22 protein-coding genes, 21 tRNA genes and 2 rRNA genes are annotated in these 23,224 nt (G+C 41.7%); 34 read left to right on the top strand and 11 right to left on the bottom strand.

The window, feature by feature from the left end; translation table 11 throughout:
* Nucleotides 1-134: 134 nt before the first annotated feature.
* From MHI18_RS08430 to MHI18_RS08320, 23 genes are all read left to right on the top strand, one after another.
* Nucleotides 135-3,067 (top strand): 23S ribosomal RNA (locus MHI18_RS08430).
* Between the two features lie 114 nt (nt 3,068-3,181).
* Nucleotides 3,182-3,297: ribosomal RNA gene (rrf, locus tag MHI18_RS08425) — 5S ribosomal RNA — on the top strand.
* A gap of 8 nt (nt 3,298-3,305) precedes the next feature.
* Nucleotides 3,306-3,381, top strand: a tRNA-Val gene (locus tag MHI18_RS08420).
* A gap of 16 nt (nt 3,382-3,397) precedes the next feature.
* Nucleotides 3,398-3,473, top strand: a tRNA-Thr gene (locus MHI18_RS08415).
* A gap of 53 nt (nt 3,474-3,526) precedes the next feature.
* Nucleotides 3,527-3,602, top strand: a tRNA-Lys gene (locus MHI18_RS08410).
* A 9-nt stretch (nt 3,603-3,611) separates the two neighbouring features.
* Nucleotides 3,612-3,692, top strand: a tRNA-Leu gene (locus tag MHI18_RS08405).
* Between the two features lie 8 nt (nt 3,693-3,700).
* Nucleotides 3,701-3,775 (top strand) — tRNA-Gly (locus tag MHI18_RS08400).
* Nucleotides 3,776-3,792: 17 nt separating this feature from the next.
* Nucleotides 3,793-3,881: transfer RNA gene (locus MHI18_RS08395), tRNA-Leu, on the top strand.
* Nucleotides 3,882-3,897: 16 nt separating this feature from the next.
* A tRNA-Arg gene (locus MHI18_RS08390) sits at nt 3,898-3,971 on the top strand.
* A gap of 8 nt (nt 3,972-3,979) precedes the next feature.
* Nucleotides 3,980-4,056, top strand: a tRNA-Pro gene (locus tag MHI18_RS08385).
* A 9-nt stretch (nt 4,057-4,065) separates the two neighbouring features.
* A tRNA-Ala gene (locus MHI18_RS08380) sits at nt 4,066-4,141 on the top strand.
* A gap of 30 nt (nt 4,142-4,171) precedes the next feature.
* Nucleotides 4,172-4,248 (top strand) — tRNA-Met (locus MHI18_RS08375).
* An 8-nt stretch (nt 4,249-4,256) separates the two neighbouring features.
* Nucleotides 4,257-4,333, top strand: a tRNA-Ile gene (locus MHI18_RS08370).
* Between the two features lie 11 nt (nt 4,334-4,344).
* Nucleotides 4,345-4,437 (top strand) — tRNA-Ser (locus MHI18_RS08365).
* Nucleotides 4,438-4,486: 49 nt separating this feature from the next.
* Nucleotides 4,487-4,560 (top strand) — tRNA-Met (locus tag MHI18_RS08360).
* A gap of 7 nt (nt 4,561-4,567) precedes the next feature.
* A tRNA-Asp gene (locus tag MHI18_RS08355) sits at nt 4,568-4,644 on the top strand.
* A gap of 30 nt (nt 4,645-4,674) precedes the next feature.
* Nucleotides 4,675-4,750: transfer RNA gene (locus MHI18_RS08350), tRNA-Phe, on the top strand.
* Nucleotides 4,751-4,762: 12 nt separating this feature from the next.
* A tRNA-His gene (locus tag MHI18_RS08345) sits at nt 4,763-4,838 on the top strand.
* Nucleotides 4,839-4,847: 9 nt separating this feature from the next.
* Nucleotides 4,848-4,921 (top strand) — tRNA-Gly (locus tag MHI18_RS08340).
* Nucleotides 4,922-4,926: 5 nt separating this feature from the next.
* Nucleotides 4,927-5,003 (top strand) — tRNA-Ile (locus MHI18_RS08335).
* 7 nt (nt 5,004-5,010) lie between these two features.
* Nucleotides 5,011-5,085 (top strand) — tRNA-Asn (locus MHI18_RS08330).
* A gap of 1 nt (nt 5,086) precedes the next feature.
* Nucleotides 5,087-5,177 (top strand) — tRNA-Ser (locus MHI18_RS08325).
* Between the two features lie 3 nt (nt 5,178-5,180).
* Nucleotides 5,181-5,252: transfer RNA gene (locus MHI18_RS08320), tRNA-Glu, on the top strand.
* Nucleotides 5,253-5,441: 189 nt separating this feature from the next.
* Here MHI18_RS08320 and MHI18_RS08315 read toward each other — a convergent pair.
* Together MHI18_RS08315 and MHI18_RS08310 are read right to left on the bottom strand one after the other, a co-directional pair.
* Nucleotides 5,442-6,188 carry a TraR/DksA C4-type zinc finger protein gene (locus MHI18_RS08315; RefSeq protein ID WP_340846917.1) on the bottom strand — a complete coding sequence of 249 codons (747 nt, stop codon included), beginning with the start codon at nt 6,186-6,188 and terminating at the stop codon, nt 5,442-5,444.
* Between the two features lie 132 nt (nt 6,189-6,320).
* Nucleotides 6,321-7,253, bottom strand: a complete 933-nt coding sequence (locus MHI18_RS08310) for a 1,4-dihydroxy-2-naphthoate polyprenyltransferase (RefSeq protein WP_340846916.1) — start codon at nt 7,251-7,253, stop codon at nt 6,321-6,323.
* 233 nt (nt 7,254-7,486) lie between these two features.
* Here MHI18_RS08310 and MHI18_RS08305 point away from each other — a divergent pair, with 233 nt between their 5' ends.
* The 7 genes from MHI18_RS08305 (at nt 7,487) to MHI18_RS08275 (ending at nt 15,429) form a co-directional block, all read left to right on the top strand.
* Complete coding sequence (locus tag MHI18_RS08305; RefSeq protein ID WP_340846915.1) at nt 7,487-8,893, top strand: isochorismate synthase; 1,407 nt, start codon at nt 7,487-7,489, stop codon at nt 8,891-8,893.
* On the top strand, nt 8,886-10,631 hold the full coding sequence (menD, locus tag MHI18_RS08300) for a 2-succinyl-5-enolpyruvyl-6-hydroxy-3-cyclohexene-1-carboxylic-acid synthase (RefSeq protein WP_340846914.1): 1,746 nt from the start codon (nt 8,886-8,888) through the stop codon (nt 10,629-10,631). The genes MHI18_RS08305 and menD overlap by 8 nt, the downstream gene beginning before the upstream one ends.
* Entirely contained in the window at nt 10,628-11,443 is an 816-nt protein-coding gene (gene menH / locus MHI18_RS08295) for a 2-succinyl-6-hydroxy-2,4-cyclohexadiene-1-carboxylate synthase (protein ID WP_340846913.1), read from the top strand. The genes menD and menH overlap by 4 nt, the downstream gene beginning before the upstream one ends.
* A 12-nt stretch (nt 11,444-11,455) precedes the next feature.
* A complete protein-coding gene (gene menB / locus MHI18_RS08290; RefSeq protein WP_340846912.1) occupies nt 11,456-12,274 on the top strand; it encodes a 1,4-dihydroxy-2-naphthoyl-CoA synthase in 819 nt (272 codons plus the stop codon).
* 68 nt (nt 12,275-12,342) lie between these two features.
* On the top strand, nt 12,343-13,836 hold the full coding sequence (locus MHI18_RS08285; protein ID WP_340846911.1) for an o-succinylbenzoate--CoA ligase: 1,494 nt from the start codon (nt 12,343-12,345) through the stop codon (nt 13,834-13,836).
* Nucleotides 13,833-14,939 carry an o-succinylbenzoate synthase gene (gene menC, locus MHI18_RS08280; RefSeq protein WP_340846910.1) on the top strand — a complete coding sequence of 369 codons (1,107 nt, stop codon included), beginning with the start codon at nt 13,833-13,835 and terminating at the stop codon, nt 14,937-14,939. Before MHI18_RS08285 ends, menC begins: the two co-directional genes overlap by 4 nt.
* 334 nt (nt 14,940-15,273) lie before the next feature.
* A complete protein-coding gene (locus MHI18_RS08275; protein WP_340846909.1) occupies nt 15,274-15,429 on the top strand; it encodes a hypothetical protein in 156 nt (51 codons plus the stop codon).
* A gap of 40 nt (nt 15,430-15,469) precedes the next feature.
* On the opposite strand, the gene MHI18_RS08270 is transcribed toward MHI18_RS08275, so the two are convergent.
* From MHI18_RS08270 to yidD, 3 genes are all read right to left on the bottom strand, one after another.
* Nucleotides 15,470-15,631, bottom strand: a complete 162-nt coding sequence (locus tag MHI18_RS08270; protein WP_340846908.1) for a DUF1540 domain-containing protein — start codon at nt 15,629-15,631, stop codon at nt 15,470-15,472.
* A 90-nt stretch (nt 15,632-15,721) separates the two neighbouring features.
* Nucleotides 15,722-16,663 (bottom strand): metal ABC transporter solute-binding protein, Zn/Mn family, encoded by a 942-nt coding sequence (locus tag MHI18_RS08265; RefSeq protein ID WP_340846907.1) that lies wholly within the window; start codon nt 16,661-16,663, stop codon nt 15,722-15,724.
* A 120-nt stretch (nt 16,664-16,783) separates the two neighbouring features.
* Nucleotides 16,784-17,017, bottom strand: coding sequence for a membrane protein insertion efficiency factor YidD (yidD, locus tag MHI18_RS08260; RefSeq protein WP_340846906.1), 234 nt, complete (start codon nt 17,015-17,017; stop codon nt 16,784-16,786).
* Between the two features lie 163 nt (nt 17,018-17,180).
* Here yidD and MHI18_RS08255 point away from each other — a divergent pair, with 163 nt between their 5' ends.
* Nucleotides 17,181-17,654 (top strand): S-ribosylhomocysteine lyase, encoded by a 474-nt coding sequence (locus MHI18_RS08255; RefSeq protein ID WP_340846905.1) that lies wholly within the window; start codon nt 17,181-17,183, stop codon nt 17,652-17,654.
* A gap of 69 nt (nt 17,655-17,723) precedes the next feature.
* Here MHI18_RS08255 and MHI18_RS08250 read toward each other — a convergent pair whose 3' ends face one another.
* Both MHI18_RS08250 and ytzI read right to left on the bottom strand, forming a co-directional pair.
* A complete protein-coding gene (locus MHI18_RS08250; protein ID WP_340846904.1) occupies nt 17,724-18,167 on the bottom strand; it encodes a hypothetical protein in 444 nt (147 codons plus the stop codon).
* Between the two features lie 111 nt (nt 18,168-18,278).
* Entirely contained in the window at nt 18,279-18,422 is a 144-nt protein-coding gene (gene ytzI, locus MHI18_RS08245; RefSeq protein ID WP_340846903.1) for a YtzI protein, read from the bottom strand.
* A 168-nt stretch (nt 18,423-18,590) separates the two neighbouring features.
* Between ytzI and MHI18_RS08240 the strand changes: the two genes are divergently transcribed.
* Nucleotides 18,591-19,073 (top strand): Dps family protein, encoded by a 483-nt coding sequence (locus MHI18_RS08240; RefSeq protein WP_040374181.1) that lies wholly within the window; start codon nt 18,591-18,593, stop codon nt 19,071-19,073.
* Between the two features lie 99 nt (nt 19,074-19,172).
* Here MHI18_RS08240 and MHI18_RS08235 read toward each other — a convergent pair whose 3' ends face one another.
* Nucleotides 19,173-19,430: a DUF6154 family protein gene (locus MHI18_RS08235; RefSeq protein WP_340846902.1), complete on the bottom strand. Its 258-nt coding sequence runs from the start codon at nt 19,428-19,430 to the stop codon at nt 19,173-19,175.
* Between the two features lie 243 nt (nt 19,431-19,673).
* Between MHI18_RS08235 and MHI18_RS08230 the strand changes: the two genes are divergently transcribed.
* Nucleotides 19,674-20,012 carry a hydrolase gene (locus MHI18_RS08230; protein WP_340846901.1) on the top strand — a complete coding sequence of 113 codons (339 nt, stop codon included), beginning with the start codon at nt 19,674-19,676 and terminating at the stop codon, nt 20,010-20,012.
* 58 nt (nt 20,013-20,070) lie between these two features.
* Nucleotides 20,071-20,547, top strand: coding sequence for an RNA deprotection pyrophosphohydrolase (ytkD, locus tag MHI18_RS08225; RefSeq protein WP_340846900.1), 477 nt, complete (start codon nt 20,071-20,073; stop codon nt 20,545-20,547).
* 19 nt (nt 20,548-20,566) lie between these two features.
* On the opposite strand, the gene MHI18_RS08220 is transcribed toward ytkD, so the two are convergent.
* From MHI18_RS08220 to MHI18_RS08210, 3 genes are read right to left on the bottom strand one after another with little or no spacing between them, the layout of a single operon-like run.
* A complete protein-coding gene (locus tag MHI18_RS08220; RefSeq protein ID WP_340846899.1) occupies nt 20,567-21,373 on the bottom strand; it encodes an ABC transporter permease in 807 nt (268 codons plus the stop codon).
* A complete protein-coding gene (locus tag MHI18_RS08215; protein ID WP_340846898.1) occupies nt 21,357-22,124 on the bottom strand; it encodes an ABC transporter ATP-binding protein in 768 nt (255 codons plus the stop codon). The genes MHI18_RS08220 and MHI18_RS08215 overlap by 17 nt, the downstream gene beginning before the upstream one ends.
* Before the next feature lie 15 nt (nt 22,125-22,139).
* The gene (locus tag MHI18_RS08210; protein WP_340846897.1) at nt 22,140-23,135 is read right to left on the bottom strand and encodes an ABC transporter substrate-binding protein; all 996 of its coding nucleotides are present in this window, start codon (nt 23,133-23,135) and stop codon (nt 22,140-22,142) included.
* Nucleotides 23,136-23,224: the final 89 nt, after the last annotated feature.

Genomic DNA, 23,224 nt, shown 5'->3' with positions numbered 1-23,224 from the left:
AAAATTAACGTGACGCTTTTGTTTTGTTCAGTTTTGAATGAGTAATTCATTCAACCTTGTTCTTTGAAAACTAGATAATAGATAGAAGGCAAATTTTGCATCAATTTTTAAAACACCGAATGTTTTTTTTAGTAGGTTAAGTTAGAAAGGGCGCACGGTGGATGCCTTGGCACTAGGAGCCGATGAAGGACGGGACTAACACCGATATGCTTTGGGGAGCTGTAAGTAAGCGTTGATCCAGAGATTTCCGAATGGGGAAACCCACTGTTCGTAATGGAACAGTATCTTTACCTGAATACATAGGGTACTGAAGGCAGACCCGGGGAACTGAAACATCTAAGTACCCGGAGGAAGAGAAAGCAATAGCGATTTCCTGAGTAGCGGCGAGCGAAACGGAATCAGCCCAAACCAAGAGGCTTGCCTCTTGGGGTTGTAGGACACTCAATATGGAGTTACAAAGGAACGGGGTAAATGAAGAGGTCTGGAAAGGCCCGTCAAAGAAGGTAAAAACCCTGTAGTTGAAACTTCGTTCCCTCCTGAGTGGATCCTGAGTACGGCGGGACACGAGAAATCCCGTCGGAAACAGGGAGGACCATCTCCCAAGGCTAAATACTCCCTAGTGACCGATAGTGAACCAGTACCGTGAGGGAAAGGTGAAAAGCACCCCGGAAGGGGAGTGAAATAGATCCTGAAACCGTGTGCTTACAAGTAATCAGAGCCCGTTAATGGGTGATGGTGTGCCTTTTGTAGAATGAACCGGCGAGTTACGATCCCATGCGAGGTTAAGTTGAAAAGACGGAGCCGCAGCGAAAGCGAGTCTGAATAGGGCGAATTAGTATGTGGTCGTAGACCCGAAACCAGGTGATCTACCCATGTCCAGGGTGAAGTTCAGGTAACACTGAATGGAGGCCCGAACCCACGCACGTTGAAAAGTGCGGGGATGAGGTGTGGGTAGCGGAGAAATTCCAATCGAACCTGGAGATAGCTGGTTCTCTCCGAAATAGCTTTAGGGCTAGCCTCAAGATGAGAGTATTGGAGGTAGAGCACTGATTGGACTAGGGGCCCCCAACGGGTTACCGAATTCAGTCAAACTCCGAATGCCAAATACTTATTCTTGGGAGTCAGACTGCGAGTGATAAGATCCGTAGTCAAAAGGGAAACAGCCCAGACCACCAGCTAAGGTCCCAAAGTATACGTTAAGTGGAAAAGGATGTGGAGTTGCTTAGACAACCAGGATGTTGGCTCAGAAGCAGCCACCATTTAAAGAGTGCGTAATAGCTCACTGGTCGAGTGACTCCGCGCCGAAAATGTACCGGGGCTAAACGTATCACCGAAGCTGTGGATGGACACCGTAGGGTGTCCGTGGTAGGAGAGCGTTCTAAGGGCGTCGAAGCTAGACCGTAAGGACTGGTGGAGCGCTTAGAAGTGAGAATGCCGGTATGAGTAGCGAAAGAAGGGTGAGAATCCCTTCCACCGAATGCCCAAGGTTTCCTGAGGAAGGCTCGTCCGCTCAGGGTTAGTCGGGACCTAAGCCGAGGCCGAAAGGCGTAGGCGATGGATAACAGGTTGATATTCCTGTACCACCAATTTATCGTTTGAACGATGGGGGGACGCAGGAGGATAGGGTAAGCGCGCTGTTGGATATGCGCGTCTAAGCAGTTAGGCCGGAAACGAGGCAAATCCCGTTTCCATTAAGGCGGAGCTGTGATAGCGAGGGAAATTAAGTACCGAAGTTCCTGATTCCACACTGCCTAGAAAAGCCTCTAGTGAGATAAAGGGTGCCCGTACCGCAAACCGACACAGGTAGGCGAGGAGAGAATCCTAAGGTGTGCGAGAGAACTCTCGTTAAGGAACTCGGCAAAATGACCCCGTAACTTCGGGAGAAGGGGTGCTTTTTAGGGTGAATAGCCCGGAAAAGCCGCAGTGAATAGGCCCAGGCGACTGTTTAGCAAAAACACAGGTCTCTGCGAAGCCGCAAGGCGAAGTATAGGGGCTGACGCCTGCCCGGTGCTGGAAGGTTAAGGGGAGAGGTTAGCGTAAGCGAAGCTTTGAACCGAAGCCCCAGTAAACGGCGGCCGTAACTATAACGGTCCTAAGGTAGCGAAATTCCTTGTCGGGTAAGTTCCGACCCGCACGAAAGGCGTAACGATCTGGGCACTGTCTCAACGAGAGACTCGGTGAAATTATAGTACCTGTGAAGATGCAGGTTACCCGCGACAGGACGGAAAGACCCCGTGGAGCTTTACTGTAACCTGATATTGAATTTTGGTACAGCTTGTACAGGATAGGTAGGAGCCTTTGAAACCGGAGCGCTAGCTTCGGTGGAGGCATTGGTGGGATACTACCCTGGCTGTATTGAAATTCTAACCCGCGCCCCTTATCGGGGTGGGAGACAGTGTCAGGTGGACAGTTTGACTGGGGCGGTCGCCTCCTAAAGAGTAACGGAGGCGCCCAAAGGTTCCCTCAGAATGGTTGGAAATCATTCGTAGAGTGTAAAGGCACAAGGGAGCTTGACTGCGAGACCTACAAGTCGAGCAGGGACGAAAGTCGGGCTTAGTGATCCGGTGGTTCCGCATGGAAGGGCCATCGCTCAACGGATAAAAGCTACCCCGGGGATAACAGGCTTATCTCCCCCAAGAGTCCACATCGACGGGGAGGTTTGGCACCTCGATGTCGGCTCATCGCATCCTGGGGCTGTAGTCGGTCCCAAGGGTTGGGCTGTTCGCCCATTAAAGCGGTACGCGAGCTGGGTTCAGAACGTCGTGAGACAGTTCGGTCCCTATCCGTCGTGGGCGCAGGAAATTTGAGAGGAGCTGTCCTTAGTACGAGAGGACCGGGATGGACGCACCGCTGGTGTACCAGTTGTCTTGCCAAAGGCATAGCTGGGTAGCTACGTGCGGACGGGATAAGTGCTGAAAGCATCTAAGCATGAAGCCCCCCTCAAGATGAGATTTCCCATAGCGTAAGCTAGTAAGATCCCTGAAAGATGATCAGGTAGATAGGTTTGAGGTGGAAGCGTGGTGACACGTGGAGCTGACAAATACTAATCGATCGAGGACTTAACCATTCGTTTTAATTACATGCAAAAACCTTCTTATTATCTAGTTTTGAAAGAATAAGTAAAATTGTTCTTGCAAAATTTCAAAAAGACTATATAATAATATAAGTCAGATTGAAAATGTTTGGTGGCGACAGCGAAGAGGCCACACCCGTTCCCATTCCGAACACGGAAGTTAAGCTCTTCAGCGCCGATGGTAGTTGGGGGTCTCCCCCTGTGAGAGTAGGACGTCGCCAAGCATATATATGGAGGATTAGCTCAGCTGGGAGAGCATCTGCCTTACAAGCAGAGGGTCGGCGGTTCGATCCCGTCATCCTCCACCATTTTTATTATACACCTGCCGGTGTAGCTCAACTGGTAGAGCAACTGACTTGTAATCAGTAGGTTGGGGGTTCAAGTCCTCTTGCCGGCACCATTTTTATGGATGTACAAGCTTATCATATTGATTTTAAGCTGCAAGACATCTATGAGCCATTAGCTCAGTTGGTAGAGCATCTGACTTTTAATCAGAGGGTCGTAGGTTCGAATCCTACATGGCTCACCATTTTTTATCGCGGGTGTGGCGGAATGGCAGACGCACCAGATTTAGGATCTGGCGCCGCGAGGCGTGGGGGTTCAAGTCCCTTCACCCGCACTTAATATGCGGAAGTAGTTCAGTGGTAGAATACAACCTTGCCAAGGTTGGGGTCGCGGGTTCGAACCCCGTCTTCCGCTCCAATTCTTATTAGTTCCTTGCCGGGGTGGCGGAACTGGCAGACGCACAGGACTTAAAATCCTGCGGTAGGTGACTACCGTACCGGTTCGATTCCGGTCCTCGGCACCATCTTTTAATTAAATATGCGCCCGTAGCTCAATTGGATAGAGCATCTGACTACGAATCAGAAGGTTGTAGGTTCGACTCCCGCCGGGCGCACTTTTTATCGGGAAGTAGCTCAGCTTGGTAGAGCACTTGGTTTGGGACCAAGGGGTCGCAGGTTCGAATCCTGTCTTCCCGACCATGAAATTTTGGGGCCTTAGCTCAGCTGGGAGAGCGCCTGCCTTGCACGCAGGAGGTCAGCGGTTCGATCCCGCTAGGCTCCACCAATTTTTTATAACACATATATCTTCTATTTGGGCGGCGTAGCTCAGCTGGCTAGAGCGTACGGTTCATACCCGTGAGGTCGGGGGTTCGATCCCCTCTGCCGCTACCAAAATTAGAGGACCTTTAGCTCAGCTGGTTAGAGCAGACGGCTCATAACCGTCCGGTCGTAGGTTCGAGTCCTACAAGGTCCACCATCTTCAACTGTGGAGGAATACCCAAGTTCGGCTGAAGGGATCGGTCTTGAAAACCGACAGGGGTGTCAAAACCCGCGGGGGTTCGAATCCCCCTTCCTCCTCCATTATTATTTTTTAAAACAGTGACATTTAGATTAGTACAATTATTATTATCGCGGGGTGGAGCAGTTCGGTAGCTCGTCGGGCTCATAACCCGAAGGTCGCAGGTTCAAATCCTGTCCCCGCAATCATAATGGTCCGGTAGTTCAGTTGGTTAGAATGCCTGCCTGTCACGCAGGAGGTCGCGGGTTCGAGTCCCGTCCGGACCGCCATTATTATTTAAAAATTATTATTTACATATTGGCTCAGTAGCTCAGTCGGTAGAGCAAAGGACTGAAAATCCTTGTGTCGGCAGTTCGATTCTGTCCTGAGCCACCATATTTTATTTTGGCGGTTGTGGCGAAGTGGTTAACGCACCTGATTGTGGTTCAGGCATTCGTGGGTTCGATTCCCATCAGTCGCCCCATTTAATATTGCGGGTGTAGTTTAGTGGTAAAACCTCAGCCTTCCAAGCTGATGATGAGGGTTCGATTCCCTTCACCCGCTCCAATAATGGGCCTATAGCTCAGCTGGTTAGAGCGCACGCCTGATAAGCGTGAGGTCGATGGTTCGAGTCCATTTAGGCCCACCATTATTGTTCCGCAGTAGCTCAGTGGTAGAGCATTCGGCTGTTAACCGAACGGTCGTAGGTTCGAGTCCTACCTGCGGAGCCACGGGGAAGTACTCAAGAGGCTGAAGAGGCGCCCCTGCTAAGGGTGTAGGTCGCGTAAGCGGCGCGAGGGTTCAAATCCCTCCTTCTCCGCCAGTAGGCCCCTTGGTCAAGCGGTTAAGACACCGCCCTTTCACGGCGGTAACACGGGTTCGAATCCCGTAGGGGTCATATTAAAAGATGTATACACATTGTGTACATCTTTTTTTTATGTTTAATATGTAAGCGTTATTTTCAAAGAGTATTTAAAACCTAGATGTAACATGTATCTTGCTCCTCTTGAAAAACTTTCTCATTCATCTTAGAACTTCCTTCCATCCAAAGAGAAAAATCCCCTGTGCAGCCAGGGGATTTTAATTATTACTTTTTATCTAGATAACTGTCTTTTTCTCTGTAGGGAATGTCACCTAACTTAGATTCCTTATTTTCTTTATCTAATAGTTCTTCTTCGTGTTCTTGATGACTAGTCGGATAGGCTTTGCGGTTTTTTCCGTCAATATCATTTCCGAGATATCCTTCGTACTTTTCAGGAAAGCCATCGGTATCATCTTCTGTTTCATATAGGTCGTCATAATTAGCTGTATCTTTGGTGAAGTCTGAAGGCGTTTCAGATGTTCCGAATCGGGCGACTTCAGCAAAGCTATCTTCTTTATCGTTAATCTCGTTTGATCGTCTGTTTTCAAAGTGATCACCTTGAGACGGGATCAATATCTCTTCTTCCACAGGTCTGTCTCTTGTAGATTGTTGTTTTGGTGTATGTTCAACGCAGTAGAGAGTGGTTGGTACAGCTTCTAGTCGTTCGTATGGAATATCTCCTCCACAAGTCTTACATCTTCCATAGCTGCCGTCTTCTATAGCATTTAAGGCTTCACTTATTTTTTCACTTTGTGATTCAGCATGAGTAGTAAGCGCCATATCTCTTTCTTTTTCAAATAATTCTGTGCCTAAGTCACCTGGATGATTATCATAGGAGGATAACTCTTCTGAAGCTTCTCTTTCACTTTTTTCAATTACGGTTTCTTTATCTTGTTGTATTCTATTCGATGCCTGCTCTTGTTCAGTCAAAAGCATATCTTTTAAGTGTTCTATCTGTTTATTTGTAGCCATTGAAATCACTCCTCGTGTTTAATGTCTCGCTTACGATTAGTTATAACTACATATTACCCGCTTTATAGGCTGGGGAAACAAGATATACAATTGAAAAAAAATACCCCGTGTAAGGATACACGGGGTAAAGAGTTATATAAAGTAACTGATGAATAAGCCAATCGATAAAAGGAAACCAAAGAAGGTGTTGGTCTGCCCAGCAGATTTCATGGCAGGCATCATTTCAATAGGCATTGTTTTACCAACAAAACCTTTTGTTGTTTGTACGGCCTTAGGAATACTTAATAAAGCGAGTAGAATCCATGGAGATACCGTTCCAGTGACAACTAATCCAATTACCCAGAGATAGGCTATTGCGAACATAATCCCCATAAAGATAATTGCTTTCTTTTGTCCAAGTAAAATTGGAAGGGTTCTACGTCCGCTGCGTTTATCCCCATCATGATCTCGAATATTATTGGCCATATTAATTAGTCCTACTAATATACCGCTTGGAACAGCCACTAATACAGCTATGCTTGAAACATGCCCAGTTTGAATATAATAGGCAATGAGTATAATCAAGAATCCCATAAAGAATCCAGAAGCAAGTTCGCCGAATGGTGTCCAAGAGATTGGGAATGGTCCTCCAGTATATAAATAGCCGACCAGCATGCAGACAAGACCGACTGCTGCAAGCCACCAAGAAGATGCGGCACAGATATAAATGCCAAGCAGCAACGATATGGTATACATAACAAGTGCGAGCTGCATAATCAGTTTTGGTGTCATCCCGTGACGAACAATGCCGCCGCCGATTCCTACTGATTCTGCGGTATCTAGTCCTCGTTTGAAATCATAATACTCATTGAATAAATTGGTAGCAGCCTGAATGAGCAAGCTGGCAAAAAGCATAGCTAGAAATAACAGCGTATTTACTGAGTCTGTAAGGAGTGCAAGTGCGGTTCCCATTAATACAGGAATAAAACCGGCTGTTAATGTATGGGGCCTTATTAGTTCCCACCATATTTTCCAGTGTCGCTTACCTGGAAGCGAAGCTGAATTTGAATAATCTTGTGAATCCATTGTGTCTCTCCTCTATAAGTAGAAAATTGGCTGAAAATGACGTAAGCATACAGACTAAGTTTAGAAAAAGATTGAGGCAGTGTCAATGTCTTTTTCGAATGGCACTAATTGCTTAGTTCAAGTTTTATATAATAAGGAAGAAAATTGTTCTCACTAGTTGGAATAATTGACATTAACTCTGACAGAGGTGTATCTTTAAAGAGGTTTGAACTTATATTTACGGGGGGATTTTTTTGTCTATTTCATATAAAACTGAACGATTTGTAGGACTAAAGCAGGCGTTGGAACAAGCAAATTTGCTCCAAACAGTCGTCCTGTTCAGTGAAGTAAAAAAAATCGATCATATTGACCCCCTTTCATTTTATCGAGCTGGAAGAGAACGCTATGAAGGGGAACGCTTTTTTTGGCAGGACCCTGAGAAAGAAATTGTCATTGCGGGTTTAGGGAAAGCCCTGAAACTCCAAGTACCTGCTGATTCGAATCGTTTCAACAGTATGGAAGATAACTGGTCTACCATCCGGAATACTGCTGTTATTACAGGAGCAACCGATATAATAGCAACAGGGCCCTTGTTATTTGGAGGCTTTTCTTTTGATCCTAACAAAAGTGACTCTCGTTTATGGGAGCATTTTGGAGATAATCTTTTATACATTCCCTCCCTCATGCTATCCGTTGTGAAGGGGCAAGCATATGTTACGACCAACACACTCTGCACTCCCGGCGTTAAGGGAGAAATGCTGATTAAACAGATAAATGATTGGGACAAGTTAGTGAACGGGAAGATCAACAAATCTATGCCGGAGAACAAGGTCCAAAGCCAAACGGAAATTCATCCAGAAGCTTGGAAGAATACCGTAGCTCAGGCCGTTCAAGAATTAAAAGATACGGATATGGATAAGATTGTCCTTGCAAGAGAATTACGAGTCACGTGTACAGAACGTATTCAGTCTGAAACTGTATTAAATCAAATGCAAAAAGAACAGCCAAAAAGCTATATCTTCAGTTTAGAGTCTGAGAGTGATTGTTTCATTGGTGCCACGCCAGAAAGACTCGTTAAAAAACAGGACAGTGAAATGCTTTCTGCATGTTTAGCAGGTTCGATTGCCCGCGGTAAGACAGAGGAAGAGGATACGCTTCTTGGAAATGAATTATTACATGATGAAAAAAACCTAATGGAACATCAATATGTGGTTTCAATGATTACAGGTGCATTAGAAACTGTGTGTGAAAGATTAATGGTTCCACGTGAACCAGAATTGATGAAAAATAGACATATTCAGCATTTATTTACTCCTGTGAAAGGGACGTGTGCCCGTGATGTTTCTATGTTTCAGGTAGTAGATAAACTACATCCTACACCTGCTATGGGCGGACTGCCAAAAGAAAAGGCGGTCAGCCGAATTCGTGAGATAGAAGAGCTGGAACGCGGGTTTTATGCAGGACCAATTGGTTGGATCGATTCCTATGGAAATGGAGAATTTGCTGTTGGAATTCGTTCCGGTCTTCTACAAGGCAATGAAGCATCCTTATTTGCGGGCTGTGGAGTTGTGGCAGATTCAATCCCGGAGAGTGAGTATCGGGAAACATCCATTAAATTTAATCCAATGCTAAGTGCTTTAGGAGGAACGCTAAATGAATGAGCAAGATTCATTAACCGCATATGCAGCTTCATTTATTGATGAACTAGCTCGGAATCAGGTTAAACATGCCGTGATAAGTCCAGGTTCGAGATCAACTCCCCTGGCTCTTTTGTTTGCAGAGCACCCTGACATTACCATTCATATTAATGTTGATGAACGTTCAGCAGGTTTTTTTGCGCTTGGCTTAGCCAAAGCGTTACAAGAACCTGTTGCTATGTTATGTACATCTGGTACAGCTACAGCCAATTTTTATCCGGCTATAGTAGAAGCTTTTTATGCGAGAGTACCTCTCATCGTTCTCACGGCTGATCGGCCGCATGAGCTTCGTGATGTAGGTGCTCCGCAAACCATTGATCAGATGCAGATGTATGGTAAGCATGTTAAGTGGTTTGCTGAAATGGCTATTCCAGAAAATACAGATGTGATGATCCGCTATGCCCGCACCATATCTGCAAGAGCTGCGGCTACAGCCGTTAAACAACCAAGCGGACCAGTACACGTTAACTTCCCTCTTAGAGAGCCGCTCGTGCCTGCTATGAAGGATGTACAAACTTACAGAGGCCAAAGAGAAGCAACTGTACAAGTGGAAGCCGGTGAATTATCCCTTTCGCTTAAGCAAATGGATAATCTAGCAAACATACTTAGCCAGTCAAAGGCGGCTTTGATTGTCTGTGGAGAGCTGCAAACCACTGAAAGCAGAGAAGCCATTCTCCAATTAGCTGATAAATGGAATGTACCGATTCTTGCAGATCCGCTGTCACAACTTCGGAGCGGACAAAGCGCTGTGAATATTATTGATTGCTATGATACCATTTTGCGGGATGAACGAGCGTGTGCGGCCCTCAGTCCGGATCTTATTTTAAGATTCGGTGCGATGCCAGTTTCAAAGCCGCTTTTACTATATATGAAAAAGCAGCGTCAAGCTGTTCATATGGTCGTTGATGGCGGCGGAGGATGGAGAGAACCTGCAGGTCTTGCTACAAATATGATTCAGTCAGAAGAAGCTGTATTTTGTCATGGGATGACTGCAAGACTGCCAGAAGTCCAAGATTCAATCTGGCTGTCTCAATGGATAACTATTAATCATGCAGCTAAGCAGGCTTTAAGCAGTATTCGAGATGGAGCTGAGCTGGATGAGGGGAAACTATTTTCTCTTTTAAGTGATTTAATGCCTGAAGACTCTCATTTATTCGTCGGAAATAGTATGCCTATTAGAGATTTGGATACATTCTTCTTTACGAATAATAAGTCGATTCGTACGTATGCCAACCGCGGTGCCAATGGAATTGATGGAGTTGTCTCAACGGCTCTTGGTGTAAGCACTGTGAAGGAAAATACGGTACTAGTTATTGGAGATTTAAGCTTTTTCCATGACATGAATGGGCTGCTAGCAGCTAAATTGCAAAAGCAGAACCTAACCATACTGCTTGTTAATAATGATGGTGGTGGAATTTTCTCCTTTTTACCTCAATCGTCTGAAAAAGATTATTTCGAAGTCCTATTTGGTACTCCTCATGGTCTTGACTTTGAACTTGCCGTAAAGCTTTACGGAGGTAAGTACCATAAAGTACAGAATTGGGACGATTTCCAAGAGAATTTCACAAAATCCTTTACTGTTCCCGGTTTAAAGGTCATTGAAGTCCCGACAAATAGAGAAGAAAATGTCTTAAAACATCGAGATTTATGGAATTATGTTTCCCGGGAAATGAATGTTGTACTAGATAAGGAAAAATCATGAATTTTGTCGTAAATGGTGTAGAATATCATATAGAAACAGCAGGTGTATCTGGTGGAAAACAGCTTCTATTGCTGCACGGATTCACAGGAGATCTCCATACTTGGGACTTTCTTATCCCAATACTTAGCGAACATGTTCAATTAATCATGATTGATATCGTTGGTCATGGGAAAACAAGTGCTCCCAAAGACATTTCTCCTTATAAAATGGAATCAGCTGCTGCAGATATAAAAGCGATAGTCGATCACTTGGACATTAGTAAAATCCATGTATTAGGTTATTCTATGGGTGGAAGGCTGGCACTGAACTTTGCCGTTCTTTACCCTGAATGCATCCAGTCATTAATTCTTGAAAGTGCTTCGCCAGGACTTGAAGACGTCGAGGCTAGAAAGAAAAGAATGAATCAGGACCACCAACTTGCGTACAACATACTAGAAAGTGGGATCGAATCATTTGTGAATATGTGGGAGAACATTCCTTTGTTTGCTTCACAAAAAAGACTCCCTGCCGAAAAGCAGGCGGTAATCCGTAAACAAAGACTGGATAATCATGAAACGGGACTAGCCAACAGTTTAATCGGAATGGGTACGGGCGCTCAGCCTTCGCGTTGGGAGAGTCTTGACACGCTGTCTTTTCCAACGCTGTTGTTGACCGGGGAGCTTGATGTTAAGTTCTGTGAAATGGCAGAGAAGATGAGCAGGCTTATCAAAAATTGCGATTGGAAAATAATTAATGATGTTGGGCATGCTATTCACTCGGAGAATGAGAAAATGTTTGGTAAAATAGTATATGAGTTTTTAGCTAAACAATAAGGAGGAGCAAAAATGACAATCGAGTGGGTAACTAAACGAGAATATGAAGATATTCTATACACAGCTTATAATGGCATTGCAAAGATTTCTATTAATCGTCCTCACGTACATAATGCATTTCGTCCGAAAACGACAACTGAATTAATTGATGCATTTTCACGTGCACGTGATGATTCTGAAATTGGTGCGATTATACTAACTGGTGAAGGTGGAAAAGCGTTCTGTTCAGGCGGAGACCAAAAAGTTCGTGGTAATGGCGGGTATGTTGGCGAGGATAATATACCGCGCCTAAACGTCTTAGATCTACAACGCTTAATCCGTGTCATTCCTAAACCGGTAGTAGCTATGGTAGCCGGTTATGCCATTGGAGGAGGACATGTACTTCATATCGTTTGTGATTTAACGATTGCAGCTGATAATGCTGTATTCGGTCAAACGGGTCCTAAGGTAGGAAGCTTTGATGGTGGATATGGTGCAGGTTATTTAGCCCGTATCGTCGGCCATAAAAAAGCACGCGAAATTTGGTATTTATGTCGTCAATATAATGCACAAGAAGCATTAGATATGGGACTAGTTAACACGGTTGTACCATTAGAACAGCTTGAAGAAGAAACCGTTCAATGGTGTAAAGAAATGCTTCGAAATAGTCCAATGGCTTTACGTTTCTTAAAAGCATCTTTCAATGCTGATTCAGATGGACTTGCAGGTATTCAGCAATTAGCTGGAGATGCAACCCTTTTATATTACACAACAGAAGAAGCAAAAGAAGGACGCGATGCGTTTAAAGAAAAACGTGATCCAGACTTTGGTCAATTCCCGCGTTTCCCATAATAGAGACAATCATGAAACAGCTTGGCGGGGTAACTCGTCGAGCTGTTTTCGTATAAGGAGTTAGAAAAATGACTGCAAAAGTTGAAAAAATGCCGAATTGGCTGAAGAAACGTGCTCAGTTGACCCCAAATCGACCTGCTATAGAGTATAAAGAAAAAGTTTATACCTTTCTAGAACTAGACAGATTAGCAGAAAGCACAGCAAGGAAAGCGGCTGCGTTAGGTTTACAGCAGGGGGATACATGTGCCGTTTTGATACGAAATGATAGTAGAAGTGTGGCATTAATTCACGGGCTTTTTTATTTAGGTGTACGTATTGTTATGCTGAATCATCGTCTAACTGCAAACGAACTGACTTGGCAGGTGAAGGATAGTCAAGCAGACCAGCTTATTTTTGATGATGTCTTTAGTGAAAAGGGGAATCAAGTCCAAAGTCAGCTTCCATTACTTAAAATAGTGAGTATAGAGGTTGTTCAGCAAGTGACTGAAGATAACCAAGCCCGGATTGTCAGTGAGTTTGTTATGGATGAAACGGCAACCATTATGTATACCTCAGGGACTACAGGAAACCCAAAAGGCGTTATCCAGACTTTCGGCAATCATTGGTGGAGTGCCATTGGTTCTGTGTTGAATTTGGGACTAACTGAAAAAGATTGCTGGTATTGTGGAGTTCCCATTTTTCATATAAGCGGTCTTTCCATCTTGATGCGAAATATGATATACGGGATGAAGGTTGTTCTAGCCGAGAAATTCAGTGCCATTGAAGCAAATAAAATGATTCAAGAAAAGGGAATTACCATTATTTCTGTAGTTACTACGATGCTGAACCGGATGATACAGGATCTTGGCGATGAAGGTTATCCGGAGTCGTTCCGTTGTATGCTTCTTGGTGGAGGTCCTGCTCCAAAGTACTTATTGGAAGAATGTAAGGCTAAACAGATTCCTGTGTATCAAACCTACGGAATGACGGAAACAGCTTCGCAAATTGTGACGCTGTCTCCTGAAGATAGCTTGGAGAAGCTTGGTTCAGCTGGAAAGGCTTTATTCCCTTCCCAACTTCGAATTGAGATTGATGGGCACGAAGCAGGTCCAAATGAACATGGTGAAATTGTGGTTTCAGGTCCAAATGTGACATCTGGCTATTTGAATCAAAAGGTAGTGACAGAGAAAGCAATTAAGGATGGATGGTTATACACAGGTGATATTGGTTATCTCGATAGCGAAGGTTTTCTCTTTGTTATGGACCGACGTAGTGATTTGTTGATATCGGGCGGTGAGAATGTCTATCCAGCTGAGATAGAAGCAGTGATTAGTAAACATCCTGCTGTGTTTGAGTCTGGTGTAACCTCTATAGAGGATGAAAAATGGGGACAGGTTCCGATTGCGTTTGTTGTTACCAATAAGAATCAAGTGGTTACGGAAGAAGAATTACTTAGGTATGTAAAAGAGAATCTAGCTGCATATAAAGTGCCTAAACACATTTACTTTTGCGAAGAACTTCCTCGAAATGCTGCTAATAAGCTGCTGAGAAGAAAACTAAAAGAACTAGGATGCCGCTCATGAAAATACATTCGGTAACTCTATCTATTATTTCCGCTCCACTAAAATCACCGTTTACGACTCATTTAGAAACTGTCACTATAAGAGAAGTTATTGTTATTAAAGTCATGGATCAAGATGGAAACATTGGTTACGGGGAAGCGGTGCCTTTTTCAAGCCCTTGGTATACAGAGGAAACGGTTCAAACCTGTAAACACATGCTCGAAGATTTCTTGATTCCACGTTTATTAAATATACCGATTCATCATCCCTCCGAACTCGAGGTTCTGTGGAGTGGAATTAGGCGGAATACTATGGCTAAGGCTGGACTCGAACAAGCATTATGGGATTTATACGCGAAACAACAAGGAGTTTATCTCGGTAAACTATTTGGAGGAGTAAGGCAAGAAGTTGCAGCGGGTGTTGTCATTGCGGCACCAGATATTCAAACAGCTCTTCAGCAAATTGAGGACGTGAAGTCTGAAGGATATGAGAGATATAAAGTGAAGATTCATCGAAATACCGATATTGCCCTTTTATCGGAAATAAGAAATGTCTACCCGGATATCAGCTTAATGGCAGATGCTAATTCGGCATATACACTCGATGATGTTGAGCATTTGAAGAAGTTAGATACGTTTGATCTCATGATGATTGAACAGCCATTAGGAAATGACGATATTGTGGAACATTCACTATTGCAACAAAAGCTTACTACACCGATTTGTTTGGATGAGAGTATTTGTTCATTCCATGATGCGAAAAGTGCGTTACTGCTTGGAAGCTGTGGAATCATAAATATTAAAATGTCCCGCGTAGGTGGGTGGAATCAAGCGGTTAAAATTCATAATCTTTGTCTTCAAGAACAAATACCCGTATGGTGTGGTGGAATGATTGAGTTTGGTATTTCCCGAGCTCATAATCTGGCACTGGCATCACTACCTGGTTTTACCATACCAGGTGATTTAGCACCATCGTCGAGGTACTGGTCAGAAGATATTATTGAGCCGGAAGTCATGGTGAACAACGGGAAGATAACCATACCAACAACCCCAGGCATGGGTTTTGCAGTGGATGAGGAGCGTGTAACCAGCATGTCCATTTATAACCATGCGTTTACACGATAACGATTTACTCAATGATTGTGGAAAACAGGAACGAAAGAAAAGGACTAGGAATACGTTGTATATATATATGATCTGTTTAAGCTGCATTTTGGCTAAATGGATCATACATGTGTTGAATTGTTTAAAATTTCTGTTATTTGTAAAAATTATTGGTGAGATAAGAAACAGATTATGATATGATGAAATGGAAGGAATTACAAGTAGAATGCCTTTAAGATATAGCTTCCAAATAAATGAGGGAAAATAGGCATTTACTACTTTTTTCAGCATTTACTTTTTTATATTATAGTGACAGCGCTTACATCAAATGAAGAATAGCAGAGGAGATGAGTAAATGGAGAAGCAATATTTAATTGCAGAGATTTTATTGGAGCGCGGGCTGCCGGATTTAGTTGTAAAAGAGATTACGAAATTAGGAGAGCATGAGCTGTTTTTCTTAAAAAATAAATGGAATAACAATGAGGAATTCTTAACTGATTTCCAAATTTAACACAAACAAAAAGCGAGGCGCCAGGCCTCGCTTTTTTTATTTAAAGATCTTCACTTGGCCGGAATGTTTTGCAGGCCACTTCTTCGCTGGTACGGGCTCGTTCTTCTGTGTAACTCACTACATTAATATGGTCAGCGGAGCAGCGATTTCCGTTCCGCCAAAAATGACAGCTGTCAACCGAACACTTTACACCATGTGGCATGCAATCCACTCCTTTTTGTAGTGGTACCTTATTAGAATGTGCAAATGATCCTGTTACAACCTGCAGTATTTATAGAAGGATTACCAAAATTTAATATAAGGCTGTTTTTAAGGTTTCAAGGTTTTGTTCCATTAAGCTGAAATAATCTTCATTATTTTTTACATCATTTTCAGTAAGAACCGATAAGTTATGAAGCATCAGATCTTTTGCTCCAATCTCCTTCTGGATAATTTCGGTTAGTTTGGAGCTGACATTCTGTTCAAATATAATATAGGTTAGATGATTCTCTTTAGCCGTTTTAACAATTTTCTCAAGTTCTTTTTGAGAAGGATCAGCTGAAGCAGTCAGACCAGTTATACTAATTTGTTCTAGACCGTAGCGTTCCTCCCAATACCCATATGCAGCATGTGACACGATTAGTTTTTTGGTTGAGGCTGCGTCAATGGTTTGAGCAAAATCTTGATCTAACTGGTCAAACTGAGAAGCTAACTGTTTATATTGAGCTTCAAAAAATTCTTTTTGTTCCGGTTTTTCCGCAACGAGTTCCTCTTTAACTTTTTCAGCCATTGCTTTTGCATAGACTGGATTCAACCAAAGGTGTGGATTAACACTTCCGTGATTATGTCCATCATGTTCTTCGTGGCCTTCATCCTCTGCTTCGTGATTTTCTTCGAGGTCGATTGATTCTCCAATGGCAAGGACCTTAACACCCTCGTTTGTTAAGATTGGCTTTGCTTTGGTAACAAACCCCTCAAGGTCATAACCAATATAGAAAAATAAATCGGCATCAGCCATGCTCACAATATCTTTTTGCGAGGGCTCAAAAGAATGTTCATCAGTGCCAGGTGGATAAACCGTATCAACATCCACGTACTTACCACCAATTTTCTTCGTGAAATCAGCTAGTGGATAGACCGTTGTATATACATGAATGGTATCCGCAGTTTCGCTGCTTTTTTCTCCCTCTTTATTACAACCAGCTAAAATGACCGCAAAAGCAAGTAGAGCGATCATGAGAAATCTTTTGTGCATGATTCTTCACTCCTGATAATTCGGATTGATTACGATTTAAAAATTAAACGAAATGATTACGATTTGACTTCTGTATTTTACTTTATTTAAATGATGAAAGCAAGTGGTAATTTTGGGCCGTTATAAACGTTTTTCCTTTTTCTCTGGGACAGGGTCAAAACCACCAGGATGAAAAGGCTGACATTTAACAATACGCTTAATCGTCAGCCAACTTCCTTTAATTGGACCGAAACGATTGATTGCTTCCAGCCCATAATGTGAACAGGTTGGATAGAAACGACATGTTGGCGGTGTAAGCGGGGATATCACGATTTGGTAAAAACGAATAATACCCATAAATATTTTTTTTATCATGACAGCTCATCTCTCTCTAGAAAATAATCATAATTATTTCTCTCACTATACCATAAAGATTGTATATAATGGAGCGATAGTTTATTGGTAAATCAATCTAAATAGATGAAAAAAATCGGAATTAGATGTAGAATAAGAATATAGACTTTTAAGGAGTGATAAAATGCCTTCAGTTGAAAGCTTTGAATTAGATCACGATGCCGTTAAAGCCCCGTATGTTAGACACTGCGGAGTGCATAAAGTAGGGTCAGACGGATTGGTTAATAAATTTGATATCCGTTTCTGTCAGCCAAATAAACAAGCAATGAAGCCTGATACGATTCATACATTAGAGCATCTTCTTGCATTTAATATCCGTAAGCACTCGGAAAAATATGATCATTTTGATATTATTGATATCTCACCAATGGGTTGTCAAACTGGTTATTACTTAGTAGTAAGCGGTGAGCCGACTGTTACTGAAATTATCGATGTATTGGAAGATACATTTAAGGATGCTGTTCAAATCACAGAAATTCCAGCTGCTAATGAGAAACAATGCGGCCAGGCTAAACTGCATGATCTTGAAGGAGCAAAGAAGTTGATAAACTTCTGGCTTAAGCAAAGTAAAGAAGATCTTCATCAAGTATTCGCTTAATATCTTAGACTGTAGACAAATCGTCTACAGTCTTTTTTAATCTAGATAATTATTCAATACCTTGTTATACTATTGTGCTTGTTCTTCACTTAAGTCATAGGTAATTCTTAAAAGTACATTGTCATGTAAATATAAAAATTCGTCTAAGGCAAGGGGTCCTAATTCAGGATCGTTTAACCTTTTTAAATAATTATACCGTTTTTTAGCATCAACGCCATTTTCGAAAAGCTCAATTTTTCCACCGATTAAATCTTTTTCCTCAGTATACTCTTCATTAATTTGATCTAATCTATTATCGGCAAAATCAGCTTTAGCTGAATAATATCCAGGTTTGCCTAGCTGCTCGTTTGGATCAGTATCTTTACTGAATGATTCAACATCACCAATTGGTAATTTTGCATCCTTGAAGGCCTTAGTCATTCCATCGATAGTAACTTGTTCCTTTTCTGGCGCACACCCGGTTATAAGTGCTAAAGATAATACGAATGAGGTGAATATTCTTTTCGTTATCATGGTGTTTCCCACCTTTGTTTGGCATGATGGCTGCAAACTTAGTATGCAAGCAAATGGGAAAGTCATGCAAAAAGGGTGCAGAATAGTAAAATTCCGCACCCTTTTTGCTTTTTATTTTTTCGTGTGGTCTTCTAGATCTTCTTTATCCAGTGGATCAATCGTATGCTTAAAGTTATACCCTTTATTTATTGTCATAATAGCTAAAAATAAAACAACAAAAATAATTAGAATTGAAATAATTAAAACAGCTGTCAAGGGGAATCTCCTCTCGTATGGCTAATTATAATTATCTTACCATATATGAAATAAAGCTGGGTCAAGGATTATACCTAAAGTGTGTTAGGAGAACTTTTTGAATGGTTTAACTGTCCTAAAAAAGGGAAACATATAGTATAGACAGTAATACTATATGGAGGCGATATTATGAGTGGAAATTTAGTACAATATAAAAAAGGTGAAGATGGATCGGCAGACAAATTAGTTGAATTAGTCAATAAGGAAATTGCAAACTTTAATGTACTTTACACCAAATTGCATAACTATCATTGGAATGTTAATGGTCCGCATTTCTTTTCTCTGCATGTGAAGTTAGAAGAACTGTATAACGAAGTGACCTTAAATATGGATGAGCTGGCCGAAAGACTTCTCGCATTGGGTGCAAAACCTGTGGCAACCATTAAAGAATATATGGAATTAACCACAATAAAAGAAGCTACTGGCAGTGAAAAAACAGAGACAATGGTGAAAAATATCATTAGTGATTTCGAAACTTTATCAGATGAATTCGCTGAAATTATTTCCATTGCAGAAGAAAATAGCGATGAAGTAACAGGAGATATGTTAGTGGGTATGAAAAAATCCCTAAACAAACACACTTGGATGCTTCGTGCGTATCTAGGTAAATAATAAAGATGTCAGACTAACTGAAACCATTTTCAGTTAGTCTTTTTTTTGAAAAAAAAAACCAAAGAGATGGACTCAAAGGTTTTATATGATATAGCTTTATTAATGAATATTCCGCTGGTGAAAAGAAGACGGCTTAACTTCATCCATACTATCTTGTGTGAATTTTCCTTTTAGCGACTCAATGATATAGATACCTAATAAATTGTTTAATTCTTGATCATCCATTTCTTGTAGTAATTCAAGAATTTCCTCACGATTCAGCTGTTCTAAAACAGCAAATGCAAGCATATCGATATCTTCTTCATCACCGGTGAGTTTATTACGGTATAAATTATATAACTCCTCAATTAATTTCATTGCAGGTCACCTCATTTCTAGGCTAATTTGTGTTAATCATATGTAAAAAGCTTAGGCTTTAGGAACACTTCTTATATGGATATATTATATGTTTTACCCTTGGAAAGATACTTTAATCTGATTTTTACATTTACTTGCCAAATAGTAATGGATTTCGTTGGAAAGTCCTAGTGTAATTTATGTGTATGAACGTTTGTGTTGAGTGGCAAAATAAGTACACTAGCCATAAAAGGAGCTGATGTTGTGGGTGAAAATCGCAAGGAATATTATATAGATTTACCATCCCACCAGATATCACGGAACGGTGAGTTTTCACCATGGACATTTAAAATTGAAGCGTCTGAGGAGGACATGATTAGGCTGCGTGAATATTTTGATTTAGAACACGAAGCTGATGTGGATTCTTTTTATAGAGCGCATGTACCATATATTCAGTATCATTATGATCGCCCTAATGATCACTATGATCAAAATTTGCAAAAGGTGTATGAACTTATTTATGAACTTGGCGATAGTGAAACGAAGCAATTTATTGAAAGTACTGGTGTGCTGAAAGAAAATCCAATAAACGATGAGACTTAAACAGTCGCACTTGCTAAAACGTAGTAAACTAGAGGTACTACGTTTAAGGAGTAAATTCATGCAAAATTTTGTAGATGCAAACGGTTATCAAGTTGAGTTTTCCGAAAGTGAAGAGTTTGGCGAGGCTTGGCATGTTCTCGTGTTAAGCCATTTGAATAATCACTGGGTATTAACGCAGCATAAAAAAAGAGGACTGGAGTTCCCAGGGGGGAAAAGAGAAGCGGGAGAATCGATTGAGGATGCAGCTATCAGAGAAGTATATGAAGAAATTGGCGGTATTGTAAACGAATTACTGCTGCTTGGTCAGTACCGCGTTAACGATCCAACTAAACCCTTTGTGAAATCGATTTATTACGCCGAATTAGAGAAGCTGGAACCAAAGAGTGATTATTTAGAAACAGCAGGACCTGTTTTGATTGAGAAATTGCCTGCAGACATTAAAACTGATCCTCGTTACAGTTTTATTATGAAGGATGAAATTATCGCACTTAGTCTTACTCAACTTAAAAAAAAGGGAACCATCGTGGAGCTTTAAAAGCACGATGGTCTATTTTTTATCCATGTTTTATTAGTTTACGCTCAAGCCAAGCAACCAGCTGATACATTATGGTTGCACAAACAGCAATAATCATCAGTGCCAAAAGGACAAGCGTGAAGTTAAACACTTGAAACCCATAGATAATAAGATACCCAAGTCCTCTTGAGGATACGAGGAATTCACCAACAATTACACCAACCCAAGAAAGCCCTACATTAACTTTTAATGTAGAAATAATGGTTGGAAAGGAGGCTGGAAGGATCGCCTCCTTAAAGGATTGGAAACGAGTAGCACCGAATGTTTGAAGGACCTTTAAGTAGTTTGGATCCACTTCTCTAAATGACGTATACACAACAATGGTGGTAATAATGACTGAAATAATGGCTCCCATTGAGATAATAGAGGTGAAACCAGGGCCGAGAGCTACAATTAAAATAGGGCCAAGTGCCACTTTAGGCATGGCATTTAAAATGACTAAATAGGGGTCAAGCACCTTTGAGAGAAAAGGTGACCACCAAAGGATAGCGGCTAGTAAGGTACCAAGCAGGGTACCTAAAATGAACCCTAGGACTGTTTCAAATAAGGTGATACTCACATGATTGATTAGAGTGCCATCGAAAAATTTAACAGTAAACAGACTCCAGATTTTAGAAGGTGAGCTGAATATGAGCGGATCAACCCATTCTAATCGAGACGCAATCTCCCAACCGCCGAAAAAAATGATGAAGATCAACAGCTGGTATATTCGAACACGTCTTTTCTCACTCTTTAAATCAGCTTTATATTGATTATGCAGATCGTGTATATCAGATGTTGTCTTCAAGATTTTCGAGCTCCTTCCAAATAGTTTGGAATAAAGCATTATAAGCATGATGGTTTCGAACTTCAAAGGGTGTAAGCGATCGAAGTTCTTCAGGAACGTCAAATGTTGTATGGATTCTGCCTGGGTTAGAGGCAAATAAATAGATTTTATCGCTCATAGCAATGGATTCACCAATATCATGGGTAACGAGAACAGCTGTTTTACCAAATGACTTTAAGGTAATGGATACTAAATCTTCAAGACGGAGTTTCGTCTGGTAGTCGAGTGCAGAAAAAGGCTCATCAAGTAAAAGAATTTTTGGATCAACCGCAAGAGTCCGCGCTAGAGCTGCCCGCTGACGCATACCGCCTGAAAGTTGACGAGGGTATTGATTTTCTACCCCGGTTAATCCAACGCTTTCGAGTAACTCGAGTGCTTTTATCTTTGCGTCCTCACTCTCATGCTTTAATAGCTTTAAACCAAGAGTGATATTTTCGCTGATTGTTTTCCAAGGAAAAAGATAATCCTGCTGCAGCATATAGCCAATGGAACGATTGTGATTGGATTGTCCCTCAATTAGTACCTTCCCAATCGTAGGGGGAAATAGACCGGCAATAATAGAAAGCAGCGTTGTTTTACCACATCCGCTGGGACCGAGGAATGAGATAAACTCCCCTTCCTCCATCGTAAGATTTACGTCTGATAGTGCAGATGTTGCATGTTCTTTTGAAAAATAGCTATGACTTACATGATCAATCGTTAAAAAACTCATTGTTGCCTCTCCTTTCTATTGAGAGACCTTTTCGGCATATTTGACGTTCACAAGTTTCTTATAATCCATTCGGGATGGAAGTTCCCCCGCTTCATCCATGATGTCCTGAAGGTTATTCCACTCTTCTTCATCGAGAATAGGATCGGTAGCATATGACCCTTGCTCCTTATACCGTTGAATGGACATTTCCATTACTTCAGGATCTGCATCTTCGAAATAAGGCTGAATCGTTTCAGCAATCTTTGAAGCATCCTGTTTTTGAACCCAATCTTGAGCCTTTTTCAGCGCTCGAGTGAATTTTAAAACAGTCTCATCATTTTCTTTTAGATAACTCGATTTCGTCATATAAGTGGTATATGGGATATGACCGGATTCTGTTCCAAAAGAAGCCACGATATGACCTTTTCCTTCTTTTTCAAATACACTAGCTGTAGGTTCAAATAACTGAACGTAGTCTCCAGTTCCAGATGCGAAGGCAGTTGCGATATTAGCAAAGTCGATATTCTGAATGAGTGTTAAATCGTTTTGCGGGTCAATTCCATGTTTCTTTAAGACGAATTCGCCTGCCATCTGTGGCATTCCACCTTTACGCTGTCCGAGGAACGTAGAATCTTTCAACATATCCCATGAAAAATTATCAATTTTGTCTCGTGCGACTAAGAACGTTCCATCAGTTTGTGTCAACTGAGCGAAATTCACAATGGGATCATTGGTTCCTTGGGCCGTTACATATATAGAAGTTTCTGATCCGACAAGAGCAAAATCGGCACCGTCAGATAATAGTGCCGTCATGGTCTTATCACCACCAGCTGTTGTCTTTAAATCCACTTCCAATCCTTCTTCCTTAAAAAACCCTTTCTCTATCGCAACATATTGTGGTGCATAAAAAACGGAACGAGTAACTTCAGCAATCCGGACTTTTTGAAGTTCATCCTTGCCGCATGCTGCTAATGAGAATACTAAAACTACTGCGAATAGCAGTAGAATACTTGCTTTATACCACTTTTTCACCTATGTTCCTCCTCGTCTAAATGGTGTGTAATCATCTTGAATTAGAATATGAATAGGTAGAAAATGTGTGAATGCCCATAGCCCTTTTT

Source organism: Peribacillus sp. FSL H8-0477 (assembly GCF_038002765.1).
Taxonomy (GTDB): Bacteria; Bacillota; Bacilli; order Bacillales; family DSM-1321; genus Peribacillus.
The sequence above is the reverse complement of the archived record's forward strand: the minus strand, read 5'-3'. Positions and strand labels throughout refer to the sequence as shown.